This window comes from Sagittula stellata E-37, from assembly GCF_039724765.1.
In the GTDB taxonomy this organism is placed as follows: Bacteria; Pseudomonadota; Alphaproteobacteria; order Rhodobacterales; family Rhodobacteraceae; genus Sagittula; species Sagittula stellata.
Window position 1 is genome coordinate 767,095 of the sequence record NZ_CP155729.1, and the last position, 14,931, is coordinate 782,025.

Below are 14,931 nucleotides of genomic sequence, written 5' to 3' on the forward strand. Positions count from 1 at the left end.
AATCTGCTGGTAGAGTGGTCAATCAACGGAGCAACGGCATGCACGACGTCGTCATCCTTTCCGACGAGAGGTTGGTCGGGTCCCTTGTCGCGGCCCAGGGCGACACATGGCGCGGCCAGAGGATTCAGCCGTTGGCCGCCTCTGGCGCGGACAACGCGATGTTTCGGCTTGGCGACAAATGGGCTGTCCGGTTGCCGCGGCGCCCCGAAGTCGTGCAGATGCTCGAAACGGAAGCCAAGTGGCTGCCGCGTCTCGCTGATCTGCCGCTGTCCGTGCCGGTGCCTCGCGTGCTGGGCGCGCCGACGCAGCAGTTCAACTGGCCATTCACCATCGTCGACTGGATAGACGGCGTAGAGGCCGACGAGACCGAGGTTTCGGATATGGCCGAAGCGGTTCAGAGCCTTGCGGCCTTTCTCAAGGCGCTGTGGAAGAAATCGACCCGCGATGCGCCGCTGGCCGGAGAGGCAAACCATTATCGCGGCGTCAACCTGAAGGAGGTCACGCAGCAGGTACTTACGTGTTTCTCGAAGCTCGACGACGAACTCGAACCGGAAGTCGCGCGAGAGGCATGGCTCAGCGCCCTGGATGCCAGCCCGGTGCGCAAGCCGCGCTGGCTGCATGGCGATCTGCGCGCATCGAACATGATTGCCCGCGATGGTGAGCTGGTCGGCGTGATCGACTGGGGCCGGGCGGCGGTGGGCGATCCGGCGGCGGACGTTGCCGTCGCGTGGCGCTGGGTGCCGGAGTGGGAGATGTCCAATTTCCAGGAGGCGCTTGGCGCAAGCGACGATCTCTGGCGGCGTGCGCGCGGATGGGCGCTTTACGATGCGGTTGTAATCCTCGCCCATTACAAGGATCAGCCGGGGTTCGAAGCCATATGCGATGAGAGCCGCTGCGTCTTTGGCCGGCTTGGACTGGGTGCCCCCTGCTGATCGAACCCAACTGAGACTGATCAGCTAATCGTGTCGATGGCCTTCTGGTGGCCGTGAAGGATGCCGAGGTCTTCGCCCCGCACCGTGCCGCCCTTTGCCGTCCATCGCAGCGTGCCGGTCCGCGACGTGCCCCGTGCGGCGATGTCCAGGTTTTTGCCCACGATGCCCGGCACCGGCACGTCCCGGTCCAGTTCGATATGGACCGCGTCACCATCGTCGCCGGGTTCTTTGCTGACGGTTTCAAGATACCGCGTCAGCAATGTGATGTAATCCGAGAGTTCGTCGCGCCGCGAACGCATCGTCTTGACCCGGGCCTGCAGGAGTTCGGTCTGCTGCTCTGAAAGCCCATGTTCGAGGATGTGATCGAAGGCCTCCAGCGCGGGGCACAACAGTTCTTGCAGAACCGGAAGAGCCATGTCGCTCAGGCTGCGGTCCATCGTTCGGTCGGAGCGGTAGCTTTCCTGGAAGATGGCGGAGCTTTCGCCCACACTGCGCACGAAGCGGACGTTGGCAGAGGCATGGCCGTCGCGATTGAAATGGGTCAGAACACGCAGCCCGTGCAAAGCCAGCCCGGGCAATTGGACCTGGAAGTCCGACTGGCTGAAAACGGCCGTGTCCTCGACGCACTGCAGATGCCCCAGAAGGATCCGGGCGATCACCGGCTGGAACACATCTTCCAGGGGGATCGGCGTGTCGGGGACCATCCGGTTGGAGTGCATTCGGCCGCGCAGGCGCGCATTCGCGAGGTGCCAAATCCTGTCTGGGTCGGTACGCAACAACCAGAGTTCGATCGTGCCGCTGTCGTTTGGGAGTAATCCTATCATTTTTGCAACGAATCCATACCAGCCGTTATCGTAATTCAGGCGTGCGCCCGAATCCAAAGACGACACGTTAAACATGTGTAAACGAAAACAGGTGAATAATAGCTTAACGGCGGCCGAAGGCACGGCGCGCCGGATCGGGGACAACAGATGAGCGATACTGGAAATGTTCAGACGGTGGTCGGCATCGCTGCGTCGGCCGGCGGTCTCGAAGCGATATCCCTGCTTGCCCAGCATTTGCCGACGGACCTCAACTGCGCCTACATCCTGGCGCAGCACATGTCGCCGCATCATGACAGCGTCCTGCCGACCCTAATCTCCAGAGAGACACGCCTGGCGGTCAAGGCTGTGCAGGACGCCCTGCCGATCGAGCCGAACACGATCTACGTGCCGGTGCCCAAAACCGATCTGGTCGTCGAAGACGGTATGGTTCACCCGCGTACGCCGTCGGGCCTGCCGGCAGAGCCTAAACCCTCGGCCGACCGGTTGTTCCGGTCCATCGCCGAATCCTACGGGGAACACAGTGTCGGCATCGTCCTGTCGGGCACCGGCAGCGACGGCAGCTATGGTGTCCAGGCGATCCGCGAGGCCGGTGGGATCACGATCGCGCAGGACAGCAGCTCCGCGAAATACGACACCATGCCCACCTCGGCGGTGGAGACGGGCGCCGTGGACCTGATCCTGTCGCCGCGTCAGATCGGCGAACACTTGAAAACCATCCTCGCCCATCCGCGCGACTTTTCCGAACTTCAGGCGCTTGTCGAGCAGCCGACCGAATACGACGACCTGTTCCACATGTTGCAAGCGCGTACGAAGGTCAATTTCCGCCACTACAAGGAAACCACCGTCAGCCGCCGCATCCAGCGCCGGATGATCGCCATTGGCTTCGACGACTACGGTCAGTACGTCAGCTTCTGCCGCACCAATGTCGAAGAGCTGGACGCGCTGTTCCGCGACCTGCTGATCTCGGTCACGCGGTTCTTCCGCGATCCCGAACAGTTCGATGCCCTGCGTCGTGAACTGGGACGCTACCTTTCCGAGGTCGGCAACAGGCCGATCCGTGTCTGGGTGCCCGGTTGCGCGTCGGGGGAAGAGGCGTATTCCATCGCCTTCCTGCTGGCCGATGCGCTGAAGCTGACCGGCGGGGACGGCGAACTCGGTGTTCAGATCTTTGCCACCGACCTCGACGCCGCGGCATTGGCTCGCGGCAGGGCAGGGGTCTACCCGGCTTCAGCCTCGGCCGGAATCCCGGAGTCCATGCTCCGCCGGTACTTCACCCTCGGCGACAATCTTCTGCGCGTGAGGCCGGAGATCCAGAAGATGGTGAGGTTCTCGCAACACAACGTCTTTCAGGATCCGCCCTTTTCGGACATCGATCTGGTCAGCTTCCGCAACACGCTCATCTACTTTGAAAGTTCTCTGCAGGAAAAGGTCATGTCGCGCATCCTGTATGCGCTGCGGCCGGGTGGGTTGCTGTTCCTCGGCACCTCCGAGAACGTGGGTGAAATGGGACCCTTTTTCGAACAGGCGGCCGATCGTATGCAGCTGTTCGCCAAACGGACAAATTCGGCCTTCGATCACAAGACGATGGCGCGGTTCGGTGTCCCTCCACGCCGTCAGAAGCGTGACACGCGCAAGGAGTACGGCCAGGGGGAGTCGTCTTCCAACAAAGAGGAAATGTTCGAAGTCCTGGCGTCCTCGGTCGCGCCTATCGGGTTTCTCGCGAACGATCAGAAGGATCTTGTCCGGATATTCGGTGACATCAGCGCCTTTACAAAGGTGACCGACGCGGTGCGCGGACGTTTGACCACCAACACGCTGAAGGAAGAGCTTGCCTCCGAAGCCGCCAGCCTCATCCCGCTCTGCCTGAAGTACAACAGGGCCCGTGACGGCCTGTGGCGAGAGATGCTCGGGCAGGGGTTCAATCGCGTCCGTCTGCGCTGCTATCCCATGACGTTGCCGTCGCAGGGCAAGACCCGCTATGTCCTGGTTTCCATCGAAACCGACCTTCTTGAGATCAGCGCCGATCGTCAAAGCCACGGCGACAACAAGGAAAACTCGGGCTACCTCACCTATGTCGAGAATGAGTTGGCCGATGCACGCGAAGCGTTGCAGATCACCATGGAAGAATTGCAGACCTCGAACGAGGAGCTTCAGTCGACCAACGAGGAACTGCAATCCACCAACGAGGAGCTGCAGTCCACAAACGAGGAACTGGAAACCTCGAACGAAGAGCTTCAGTCGACCAACGAGGAGTTGATCACGGTCAACGAGGAACTGCTGATCAACACCGACGAGCTGAACAAGTTGGTGGTGGAACAGATCGCCATTCTCGAGGCGTTGCCGCTGCCTATGCTGGTGCTCGACCAGATGCTCAACATCAAGAGTGCGTCGAAGCGGGCCATCGAGATCTTCGGCCTGTCCGAACGTGTCGCCCACCTTGGCCACATCAGCCAGGTCAAACTGCCGAACGCAGAGTTTCCCCGCCTCATCGACAATTGCAGCGAAGTCCTGAAGCGCCGGGAGACGGGCAAGGTCCGGTTTACGGTCGATAACCAGGAAATGTCGCTGGTGATCGCGCCATACTTTGTCCAGGACAATGAGCTGATGGGCCTGACGGTCGTTCTTGAACGGGCGTGGAGCACGGAAAGCGCCTAGGTCGGATCTATGACTCCCATGGTCAACATCCGCAGCGCCGTGATCGACGGGATGAAGAAGTAGTCGCCGCCCCGGCACTCCACCACGGTCTTGAGGTGACTCATGGTGTAGGGGCACGCTCCGCTCTGGGGGTCCGCTGGCAGGGCCATCCGGCGGTGCTTGCCATGATTGCCGAGGATCGGGCACGTGTCGTTTCCCTGGTGAAAATCCAGCCCGTACTGGATCCATTGCTGCTGGATGAACTCGAACTGTCTGAAAAGAGAGGCGCACACGATCATCATCGTGACACCCTGTTCGGTCTTGTCGGTCTGCTGGTCGGGCGGCAGGGCGCCGTAGGGCAGACCGCGCCGCATGATCCTGCGCCGCTTGTTCAGCGCGGTCGTGGCCTCCGGGTTTTCTCCTTCAGGCGCGTTCAGCGGGTCGAGGTAGTCGCGGGTGTTGACCCGTCGCATGTGCGCGCCCGGTGGGGTCTTGTAGCCCTTCATGTCATCGGCATACCGGAAGTCCGAAGACGTCGAACTCTTTATGTATGCGATCTGGTTCTGGTAGGCCTTCAGAGGGTTCGGGTCGTCCATGCCCGTTTCCGCGCGGGCCTTCTGCCAGTCGGAAAAGGCGGCGGCGTGTGCCAGCGGGATGCCGTCGGGCCAGCGTCCGACCATCCGCGCGCGCAGGGTCACCTGCGCCTCGTCCTGCGGAATGCCCTGAACTCGCGCGTAACGGTCGGCCTCGGTGGCGATGACCTCCCGGAAGCTGCCGACGTTCTCGTGAAGCTTGCGGTACGCCATGAAGCTGCCGTTGCGCATGAACTCCGGCGGTTTCGCGGTCGGTGGCAGTTCCTGGCTCTCGTCGGGGTGGCCCAGGATGAATTCGCCGGGGTTCAGCGGCTCCCACCCTTTGCCCATCCGTTTTCCACGTCCAATGACAGCCTCTTTCTCATCCTTTTCGGGCAGTTGCCCGGCAAAGATCGGGTCGCCGATGCCATCCGTGAATCCGAAATGCTCCTTGGGAGTCGGCAGCCACATGTCTCCGAACTTGTCGAAGACAGCCTGTGCGGCGTGGAAATCGGCGCTGCCGTCCTGTCCGTTGCCCGGCAGAATGCGAACCCCGCCGTTCTCCGCGCACAGGTCGCGCAACCATTGTGTCGTCTCCTCCAGCTCCGGCACCGGGTCTATGCGGGTCAGTTTCGGATCGGGCTTGCCGTCCAGCACATGTTGGGGCGTCACATCGCGGAGGGCGTTCAGGGAGATCCATATGTGCACGTTGTCGTCGTCGTACCCGTCGCCGCGCCGGTTGCGCTGCCAGATCGGGTCCCAATGACCGTCCCAGTTCTGCCGGTCGGCCTGGTCTTCCGTCATCGTCTGATCGCGGTCGCCCAGCAGGAAGGCGCGGTCCTTCATGCCGGCGATGAACTCCTCTGGCAGCGCTTGCAGCGTGCGGGTCGGGACTTCGAGCCGGAACAGGCCGAAGAAGGTGAAGCCGATGTTGAGCGTGCAGCGCGGCCGGGCCTCTGGCGTGGGCCAGCGGGCGGCGGTGGTCACACGTTTCGAGACCTCGCCGACAAACGCCCGTCCCTTCGCCGCATCCGAGATGTTGAGGAAGAAGTAGCGTGCGAACGGATATGAATACTTTCCGTATGCACGCACGACATTGCCCTGGATGTCGTCCAGGTCGAGGCGATAGCTCATGCCGCGCCCTCCGTCGGTCTGGCGGCGCGCGGTGTCTCGATGACACCTGGCGGCTGGCTCGGTCCGGCAACATCGGCGGGACGATGCGCGGCGGACCATGTGCCGTACGCCGCGTGGATCTCTTCGGGCGACGCGCCCTGCATGTCGATCGCCAGGTCGGCAAAGCTCTGCTGCACGTAAAGCGCCTTCAACACGGACCGCAGATCGTCGTAGGGTCCCGGTGGCAAGGGCTTCTCGCCGTTCGCGATGGCGTATCTTACCGATGCCACGAAGGCGGCGCAGGTGACCGCCCCGCCGATCAGGGCCGTCCAGATCGGATTGCCGCCGAAAACCGGCATCGGAGCGCTTGTGAACAGCGCCCACAACAGGGCCAGCAGAGTGACAATGGCCGGAATGCCGACAGCGGCTGCCAGCGCCTTGAGGGGCAGCCGGTGAAAGGCACCGGAAGGGTCGTCGATGTAGTAGTCGTGGAATGGCATCGTCGTTTCGACGTGGCAGCGGTCGAGATAATCGGCGAATTTCCGTGCGCTGTCGATGCCGTCGAAGCCCACGCAATTGGAGTAGATCGCGGTCAGCTCCTCTCCCATCGTGTGCCACAGCTCCTCTGCATACGACGTGCGTACATCCCTTTGTTCGGCGGCTGTCAGGGTCGTCGGCAGGGAGGCTCCTTCGGATTTCACCGCGTCGATGTCGGCACAGAAGACGAGGTAGGAGCAATTGAGGAAGTCTGTGTGCTGCGGGATCGCGGGATTGCCGGCGTCCTTGTCGCCGGTCAAGCTGCGCAGGGTCGAGGCGATGGCATCGTGCCCCTCGCGCCCGTTGTAGATCACATCGTCCAGCACGAACATGCGCGCAAGATGCGTGCGCATGTTGCGGGCGAAGGGGCTGGTCATGCCCGACTTGATCGTCGCGGGGCTTTGCTGGGCGGTGGGCAGTTCCATAAGCGCGTTGCGCACCCGTTGCCGCCAAGAACCGTGTCCGTCGGCGCATGTGCCGTTTCGGATCGGTGCGAGGGTGGTCAGGAAGATGTGGCCCGAGTCGAGATCCGGCATGGCTCAGCTCCTCGCCCGTCTGAGGTCGAACGTCGCCTGCGCCTTGCGGACGTAGGCTTCGCGGTTCTGGTCCGCGCGTTCGGTGTCTAGGCTGGCGACCGGGCCGAACCCCGGCTCGCCAAGGTTGCCCTGCACCTTGGTCATCGCGGCGCGCCAGCTTGCGGCGAACTCCTCGGGGGTCTGGTCGGCATGGGCCTTGTCTAGTGTCAGGACGGCGTCATAGACCTTCAGCGCCGACTTTATGTCCCGCTGCGCCGAACCGGGCGTGGCGTTGTAGTAGTGGTCGGTGAACATCTGATTGTGAGTGATGTAGGTCTTGAACGGGGTGATCGGGATCGACAGCGGGTATTTGGTGGCGGAATACCAGAACAGGTCCAGACCCTTCGGAATCCCGTCCGAGAAGGCATCGATGTACTGGTCCCACGTGCCGTTGAAGTTCGACAGGAACAGGACGTAGTCGTTGTCGAGCTGGTGCTGCTCCCCTTGTCCGAGGTCTGGCCAGTCCTTCCGCCGGATGATGACCCAACGGGCGAAGTGGATCAGCGACAGGCCGAGCAGCCCGGCAAGGTTTTCGGGCAGCCCGCGTGCGGCCATGAACAAGAGGCGGTTGACCCAGGTGATCCGGGGATGGCTGGGCGTTACCACATTCATGGCATAGGCCTTGCCGGCAATGTTCGACATAATAATCCCTCGGTGCTGAAATAGCTTTGACGCTACGTTAACATGGCTGGGCGTTTTTCAGAAATGTTTTCAGCCTTAGGGAGAGTTTGCGCAGATCGGCGGGTTCGGCCGATCAAAGCACGGATGCATCCGCCGGGACGCTCTTGGATGTCGAAAATGGTATCCGGAGAAAGGACGTGCGGTACACTCTATCCGGATTGACGGCTGGGGATATCGGACGCGAAGGTGGCCGCAGAGTTCGTGAGGCATCGAAAACGATGCGTTCCATGGAGGTAAGATGGCCGGAGTGGTGATACACGGGCGCAAGACGTCCTCGAACGTGCAGGCGGTCATGTGGGGGGCTGCGGAACTTGGCCTGAAGGTCGACCGGCGGGACGTGGGCGGGCGGTTCGGCGGAACCGATACGGCAGCGTTTCGCGCGATGAACCCGATGGGCCTCGTGCCCGTGTTGGAGGACGGCAGTCATACGCTGTTCGAAAGCGCCGTGATCCTGCGCTACCTGGTTGCCAGCCATGGACCCGGCCCCATTGCCGAAGGGCCGGAGCAGGACATGTGGGCGGAATGGGCCAAATACACGATGTGCGCCGCGTTCACCATGCCGGTCTTCTGGGGCTACTACCGGACGCCTGAAGCGGATCGCGACATGCCGGCGGTCTTGGGTGCGCTTGAACGGTTCGAGGAACTGGCGGGCGTTGCGATGGCCCGGCGCGGCGCGGGGCCTTGGCTGGTCGACGGCCAGTTCAGCCGGGCCGATATCATGGCGGGGCATGTGCTGTACCGGTACTTCACGCTCGACCTGCCGCGAAAGCCGCCGGCGGGGCTGGAGGACTACTACGCCGCGCTGGTGGAACGCCCGGCCTACCGGGAGCACGTCATGGTCGACTATTCGGAATTGAAAGGCTGACTGCCTGTAAGTCGGTCGGCATGGCCGGGACGCGTGTCCCCGGCCATGCCGTCATCTTTGATCAGCCCAGGACGTCGCGGACCGCTTCGCCCGTCTTCGTCGCGACTTCTTCCGCTTCTGCGGGCGTCAGGCACAGCGGCGGAGCAAAGCCGAGGATGTCGCCCTGCGGCATGGCGCGTGCGATGACGCCCTTGGACAGGAGAGCCGAGGCGATCTGAGCGCCGACCTTCTGCGACGGATCGAAGAAGGTCCGGTTGTCCTTGTCGTCGACCAGTTCGACGGCGCAGAGCATGCCTTCGCCGCGGATGTCTCCGACCTTGGCGTGGTCGCCAAGCGCATCGGTCATCGCCTTGCGGAAGTGCGCGCCGGTCTCGCCCGCGTTGGCCACGAGGTTCATGTCGTCGATCAGCTTCAGGTTCGCGACACCGGCAGCAGCCCCGATCGGGTGCGCGGAATAGGTCCAGCCGTGGCCGATCGGGCCGTTCTCGTCGGTGCCCTGCTCCAGCACTTTCCACATTTTGTCGCCGACGATGGACCCGGAGAGCGGTGCATAGGCCGATGTCAGGCCCTTGGCGATGGTGATGAGGTCAGGCTTCAGGCCGTAGTGGTCCGACCCGAACATCGTCCCGAGGCGGCCGAAGCCGGTCACGACCTCGTCCGCGACCAGCAGGATGTCGTGCTTTTCGAGGATCGGCTGGATCGCCTCCCAGTAGCCTTTCGGCGGAGGCACGATGCCGCCGGTGCCCAGAACCGGCTCACCGATGAAGGCGGCGATGGTGTCCGCGCCCTCCCGTTCGATCAGCTGTTCCAGCTCGGCGGCGCAGTAAGCGCTGAACGCCTCTTCCGACATGGCAAGGTCGGGGCGGCGGAAGTAGTAGGGCGCCTCTGTGTGGATCACCTGTGCCAGCGGCAGGTCGAACTTCTTGTGGAACAGTTCCAGCCCGGTCAGCGAACCGGTCATCAGGCCCGAGCCGTGGTAGCCGCGCCAGCGCGAGATGATCTTCTTCTTCTCGGGGCGACCAAGGATGTTGTTGTAGTACCAGATCAGCTTGATGTTGGTCTCGTTCGCGTCCGAGCCGGACAGGCCGAAGTAGACCTTCGACATATGCGCGGGCGCGCGGTCGAGGATCATCTTCGACAGGGTGATCGACGCCTCGGTGCCGTGGCCGACATAGGCGTGGTAATAGGCCAGTTCCTTGGCCTGCGCGGCGATGGCATCGGCGATCTCGGTCCGGCCGTAGCCCACGTTCACACAGTAGAGGCCGGCGAAGGCGTCCAACAGTTTGGTGCCGTCACGGTCCTCGATGTGGCAACCCTGCCCGGTGGTGATGACGCGGGTCGCGGTCTCTCCGCGCGCGTGCTGGGCAAGGTGCGTCGAGGGATGGAAGAAGTTTTCGCGGTCCCACTGGGACAGCTGGTCGTTGGTCAGCATATGGCTCTCCTCCTTTGCGGCAGCGCGCCGCCATGGAACATTGCAAGAAACCGAAGCCGGGAGATCAGCGCGTCTGGCCGGGCCCAAGGCTCCGCTCGCCTCTGCAGCAGCGCGCAATGCCTTTATTGCCGAGGGTGCCTACTGGGTAACCGATCCGTCGCGGGATGACCAGTACGGGTCGGAGGGAGCATTGACCGTGCTTCGCCGTCAGGTCATTTCATGGGCAAAGGCCCGGTTTCCCGGGTGAAAGGAGCATAATGGAGCTGCTGGCACGGACCGAAGCCCTCTTGGGCGATCTCATCGCGTTTCCGACGGTGTCGTCGGACAGCAACCTCGAACTGATCGCATGGGCGGCGAACTACCTCGAAGGATTCGGCGCCCGATGCGAGATCATGTCGGACGTGACAGGGCTGAAGGCGAACCTTCTGGCGACCTTCGGGCCGGAGGGCAACGGCGGTCTTGTGCTGGCGGGCCACACGGACGTGGTGCCGATCGGCGAAGAGAGCGACTGGAGCGGCGATCCGTTCTCCATGCGGGAAAGGGACGACCTGCTGTATGGGCGCGGCACCTGCGACATGAAGGGCTTCATCGCCTGCGTCATGGCCCTGGCCCCGGAAATCGCACGGTGGCGGCTGACGGCTCCGGTGCACGTGGCGCTGACCTACGACGAAGAGGTGGGCTGCTTTGGTGCGCGCGCGCTGGTGACAGAGCTGCTGGGGCGCGGGCTGCGGCCCGGGATGGTGATCCTTGGCGAGCCGACGCTGATGAACGTCGTGGACGGTCACAAGGGCTGCTACGAATACACCACCCATTTCTGCGGATGTGAGGGCCACGGATCGGCGCCTGACCTCGGGGTGAATGCGGCTTCGTGCGCGACGCGTTACGCGGGCCGTTTGCTGGAACTGGAAACCGCGCTCAAGACCCGCGCGCCAGAAGCCAGCCCGTTCGAGCCGCCGTGGACGACGCTCAACATCGGTCGCATGTCGGCCGGGACGGCGCGCAACGTGATCGCCGGTCTAGCCGAGATCGAGTGGGAGATGCGCCCGGTTTCGTTCGAGGACGCCGCCTGGGTCCTGGCCGAGATCGACGCCTATGCGGATCTTCTCCTTCCGGACATGCGCCGGGTCACGCCGGATGCTTCCATCGTGCGGGAAGTGATCGGCGAGGTTGCAGGGCTGATGCCGGAACGGGACAATCGCATCGCCGAACTGGCGTGCAGCCTGACCGGCGCAAACGGCACAGAAGTCGTGTCGTTCGGGACCGAGGCGGGGCTGTTCCAGTCGCTGGGCACGCAGTGCATCGTCTGTGGCCCGGGCTCCATCCAGCAGGCGCATCGGCCCGACGAATTCGTGGCGCGGGGCCAGCTTGACGCCTGTCTGACCATGCTCAGGGGCATGGAAGGTGCGCTGCACTGAGGGTCGTGGAGTCGCCGGGGCGGTCCCGGCGACGTGCCATCGGTTCTTTGTCGGTCAGACGAGCGCCATGAAGGCAGGCCAAGCCTCCGGATCGGCGACGGTCTTGTCACGACAGGTGGCATTACAGAGGCCGAATGTCCGACCGTCCATCTGCATAAGGTGCGTGGGGGCCTTACCGGAATAGGGGCAGGCGTCGTTCTCCGGCTCTCCGCTGTCCACCGCCTTCGCTTCACGCACCGAGGGGCCGGGCCATGGCGCGGCCTCAAGGTCCTGCGCATACCACGGCAGGGTTTCACCCTGAACCAGCCCGAGCGCCCGCCAGCGCCGGAAGGACGGGTCGGCCAGATGCGCCGCGACGTAGTCGCGGCACGTGTCGCCGACCGGGATCGAGAACCCGGCGATACGGGCCGCCACCGGTGCAAAAAACACGTCCGCCGCAGAATACGGCCCGGCCAGCCAAGGGCCGCCCGACCGCTCCAGCGCATGGGTCCAAAGCGTCTCGATCCGCCGGATGTTGGCCGTCACGTCGTCCGACGGTGTGAACCCGACATAGGCGGTGCGCAGGTTCATCGGGCAGGCCGCCCGCAACGCCATGAAGCCTGAGTGCATTTCGGCGGCCAGAGAACGGGCCATCGCGCGCATCGCCGGGTCGGCAGGCCAAATACCCGCGTCGGGATAACGGTCCGCCAGTTCCTCGGCGATGGCAAGGCTGTCCCAAATCACCGCGCCGTCCCCTTCGGTGACCAGAGTAGGCACCGTCCGGGCCGGTGCGAAGTCCTGCATCTGCTCTGCGACGCCGGCTTTCATGAAGTCGACCAACCGGCAATAAACCGCCAGTCCGAAGCGGTCGAAAAGCAGCCATCCGCGCAAGGACCAACTTGAATAAGCGTAATCGCCAATAAAAAGTGTATCGGGCATTCCGTTCCCTCTCGAATTCACCAGGAAATGCTAACCTATTGCGAGGGATGCAGGAAATTCCGGTTCGTGACGCTCGCCATCACCGATCGGCATGAGGTGCGCGCTTCCATAGTGCGAAAAATCGTCCAGCCAAATGAACCATTCTCATGGCTGATGCGTAGTACTCACAAATCCCACTTCAAGGGTAACGCATCGACAGGGGAGTTTCATGCCACTAGACGGATTCAACGATCAAACCCTTTCGCGCCGGGCCATGAAGGCGGAACTTCTCGATGCGGAAACCGAATTGCGACTTGCCTATGCGTGGCGCGATGAAAAAGACGAAGCCGCGCTGCACCGATTGATCCAGGCTTACATGCGTCTGGCGATTTCGATGGCGGCAAAGTTCAAGCGGTACGGCGCGCCGATGAACGACCTGATCCAGGAAGCGGGGCTTGGCCTGATGAAGGCGGCCGACAAGTTCGATCCTGATCGCGGCGTCCGCTTTTCCACATATGCCGTCTGGTGGATCAAGGCATCGATCCAGGACTATGTGATGCGCAATTGGTCGATGGTGCGCACCGGGTCCACGTCCTCTCAGAAGGCCCTGTTCTTCAACATGCGCCGCGTGCAGGCGCGGCTTGAGCGTGAGGCACAGGCCATCGGGGCGCAGCTCGACAGCCACCAGCTTCGTCACATGATCGCATCGGAGATCGGTGTTCCGCTGCGCGATGTGGAGATGATGGAAGGGCGCTTGTCCGGGTCCGACTTCTCGCTCAACGCCACGCAGTCGGTCGAGGACGAGGGCCGGGAATGGATCGACACCCTCGAAGACGACAGCGCGCATGGGGCGGAGATCGTGGAGAACTCGCATGACACGGAGTGTCTCCGCGACTGGCTGGTGCAGGCGATGGGGTCGCTGAACGAGCGTGAGCGCTTTATCGTCCGCGAGCGCAAGCTGCGCGACGAACCCCGGACGCTCGAAAGCTTGGGCAACGAGCTGGGTCTTTCGAAAGAACGGGTCCGTCAGCTAGAAGCGGCGGCGTTTGGAAAGATGCGCAAGGCGCTTGAGGCTCAAAGCGGAGAAGTGCAACACTTCCTCGCATGAAGTATGCGCTTGTCCTTGCCGCCCTGACGGTCGGTTGTTCAGTCCCTGCGGCATTTGCCGACGGGGACTTTGATGCCGACGTGTTGTTCCTGGGGGAAATCCACGACAATCCCGCCCATCATGCCCGACAGGCCGAGATCGTTGGGGAAATCCAGCCGAAAGCAGTGGTGTGGGAGATGATCTCCGGCCCTGTCGCGGTGGGCCTGACGCCAGAAATCGTGGCCAGCGAAAAGGTATTGGAAGCGGCGCTGTCGTGGGAGGAAAACGGCTGGCCCGATTTCTCCATGTACTACCCAATCTTCCGCGCGGCAGAGGGTGCACAACACTTCGGCGCGGCTCTCCCCCGCGAGGAAGCGCGCCGGGGCATGGGGGAGGCACCGCTGATGGTTTTCGGTGCGGACGCCTGGCAGTATGGGCTTGACCGTCCTCTGCCCGCCGATCAGCAGGCAGCCCGCGAAGCGTTGCAGAAGGCGGCGCATTGCGATGCCCTTCCTGACGACATGTTGCCGGGCATGGTCAACATCCAGCGTCTTCGCGATGCGCGGTTGGCGGCGGTCGCCCTTGAGGCGTTCGGCGTGACCGGCGGCCCTGTGGTGGTCATCACCGGCAACGGCCATGCCCGCAAGGACTGGGGCGCACCCGCCGTGCTGGCTTATGCGCAGCCGGACGCACGGATCTTTTCCCTCGCGCAGGGGGAGGAAGGACGCGCCGTGCCAGAGGGAGGATTCGACCGGGTGGATACAGCGCCCGCGACGGAACGCGACGATCCCTGCGCGGCGTTCAGCAATTAACCCTTCCAGTCACGCGGTGACATCGACGCTGCCGCCAGTGCCGGCGGAGCGCAGGGCGGCAAGGTCGGCGACCGCCTGTGCTCGGCTCGCATCCGCCAGGGCAGCAACCTGCCGGTCGGCGGCAGAGGGTTCCGCCGGCGCCAGTGCCGCCGCCTTCACCTGGTCCATCTTGTCTATGGTCGCTTCAGGGTCGCCCTCGACCGGGCTGATGTCGATGGGGACCTCTCCGCCAATGGCGTAGCGGTTGCCGTCCGGACCGGTCTGATACGTGTAGCTCGGTGCCCCGGCGAACTGGCCCCCCACTGTCGCATGCGCCTGCTCGTGTGCGCGGACTTCCCTGTCGCGGGCCCTGAGTTCGGACACTGCCTTTCGTTCCGGTCCGGACAGCCCGGCAGAGTCTTCCCGCGCCTCCGCGATCTTCTGGTGATAGGCGGCCATCAGCGGCGCGACGGCGTCCCATCCCGCCCTGTGAATTTCGTTGCCGACCGATCCTTCCATGGTGGCCCTTTCCATTGCCTCGGGCACGAGGGTAGGGTGCACCCGTTAAGGAACGAC

At 63.3% G+C, this 14,931-nt stretch carries 13 protein-coding genes; 6 read left to right on the forward strand and 7 right to left on the reverse strand.

Features of this window, described 5'->3' with window-relative positions:
* Positions 1-38 precede the first annotated feature (38 nt).
* A complete protein-coding gene (locus tag ABFK29_RS03505; RefSeq protein WP_005854691.1) occupies positions 39-932 on the forward strand; it encodes an aminoglycoside phosphotransferase family protein in 894 nt (297 codons plus the stop codon).
* Between the two features lie 20 nt (positions 933-952).
* On the opposite strand, the gene ABFK29_RS03510 is transcribed toward ABFK29_RS03505, so the two are convergent.
* Positions 953-1,990, reverse strand: a complete 1,038-nt coding sequence (locus ABFK29_RS03510) for a hypothetical protein (protein WP_157136374.1) — start codon at positions 1,988-1,990, stop codon at positions 953-955.
* Here ABFK29_RS03510 and ABFK29_RS03515 point away from each other — a divergent pair.
* Positions 1,904-4,411, forward strand: a complete 2,508-nt coding sequence (locus ABFK29_RS03515; protein ID WP_040603983.1) for a chemotaxis protein CheB — start codon at positions 1,904-1,906, stop codon at positions 4,409-4,411. The two genes, ABFK29_RS03510 and ABFK29_RS03515, sit on opposite strands and share 87 nt — an antisense overlap.
* Here ABFK29_RS03515 and ABFK29_RS03520 read toward each other — a convergent pair.
* From ABFK29_RS03520 to ABFK29_RS03530, 3 genes are read right to left on the reverse strand one after another with little or no spacing between them, the layout of a single operon-like run.
* The gene (locus ABFK29_RS03520; protein ID WP_005854696.1) at positions 4,408-6,096 is read right to left on the reverse strand and encodes a Dyp-type peroxidase; all 1,689 of its coding nucleotides are present in this window, start codon (positions 6,094-6,096) and stop codon (positions 4,408-4,410) included. The genes ABFK29_RS03515 and ABFK29_RS03520 overlap by 4 nt on opposite strands.
* Positions 6,093-7,148 (reverse strand): hypothetical protein, encoded by a 1,056-nt coding sequence (locus tag ABFK29_RS03525; protein ID WP_005854698.1) that lies wholly within the window; start codon positions 7,146-7,148, stop codon positions 6,093-6,095. The genes ABFK29_RS03520 and ABFK29_RS03525 overlap by 4 nt, the downstream gene beginning before the upstream one ends.
* Before the next feature lie 3 nt (positions 7,149-7,151).
* A complete protein-coding gene (locus ABFK29_RS03530) occupies positions 7,152-7,829 on the reverse strand; it encodes a hypothetical protein (protein ID WP_005854700.1) in 678 nt (225 codons plus the stop codon).
* Positions 7,830-8,106: 277 nt separating this feature from the next.
* Between ABFK29_RS03530 and ABFK29_RS03535 the strand changes: the two genes are divergently transcribed.
* Complete coding sequence (locus tag ABFK29_RS03535; protein ID WP_005854702.1) at positions 8,107-8,733, forward strand: glutathione S-transferase family protein; 627 nt, start codon at positions 8,107-8,109, stop codon at positions 8,731-8,733.
* A gap of 61 nt (positions 8,734-8,794) precedes the next feature.
* Here the strand turns inward: ABFK29_RS03535 and ABFK29_RS03540 are convergent, their stop codons facing one another.
* On the reverse strand, positions 8,795-10,165 hold the full coding sequence (locus ABFK29_RS03540; protein WP_005854704.1) for an aspartate aminotransferase family protein: 1,371 nt from the start codon (positions 10,163-10,165) through the stop codon (positions 8,795-8,797).
* A 257-nt stretch (positions 10,166-10,422) separates the two neighbouring features.
* Here ABFK29_RS03540 and argE point away from each other — a divergent pair, with 257 nt between their 5' ends.
* Positions 10,423-11,580 carry an acetylornithine deacetylase gene (gene argE, locus ABFK29_RS03545; protein ID WP_005854706.1) on the forward strand — a complete coding sequence of 386 codons (1,158 nt, stop codon included), beginning with the start codon at positions 10,423-10,425 and terminating at the stop codon, positions 11,578-11,580.
* Between the two features lie 54 nt (positions 11,581-11,634).
* Here the strand turns inward: argE and ABFK29_RS03550 are convergent, their stop codons facing one another.
* A complete protein-coding gene (locus tag ABFK29_RS03550; protein WP_040603984.1) occupies positions 11,635-12,498 on the reverse strand; it encodes a glutathione S-transferase in 864 nt (287 codons plus the stop codon).
* A gap of 208 nt (positions 12,499-12,706) precedes the next feature.
* On the opposite strand from ABFK29_RS03550, the gene ABFK29_RS03555 reads away from it, so the two are divergent.
* Both ABFK29_RS03555 and ABFK29_RS03560 read left to right on the forward strand, forming a co-directional pair.
* Positions 12,707-13,585 (forward strand): RNA polymerase factor sigma-32, encoded by an 879-nt coding sequence (locus tag ABFK29_RS03555; protein ID WP_040603985.1) that lies wholly within the window; start codon positions 12,707-12,709, stop codon positions 13,583-13,585.
* Positions 13,582-14,376 carry a ChaN family lipoprotein gene (locus tag ABFK29_RS03560; protein ID WP_005854713.1) on the forward strand — a complete coding sequence of 265 codons (795 nt, stop codon included), beginning with the start codon at positions 13,582-13,584 and terminating at the stop codon, positions 14,374-14,376. Before ABFK29_RS03555 ends, ABFK29_RS03560 begins: the two co-directional genes overlap by 4 nt.
* Before the next feature lie 9 nt (positions 14,377-14,385).
* On the opposite strand, the gene ABFK29_RS03565 is transcribed toward ABFK29_RS03560, so the two are convergent.
* Positions 14,386-14,874, reverse strand: coding sequence for a putative metalloprotease CJM1_0395 family protein (locus ABFK29_RS03565; RefSeq protein ID WP_050772333.1), 489 nt, complete (start codon positions 14,872-14,874; stop codon positions 14,386-14,388).
* Positions 14,875-14,931 lie beyond the last annotated feature (57 nt).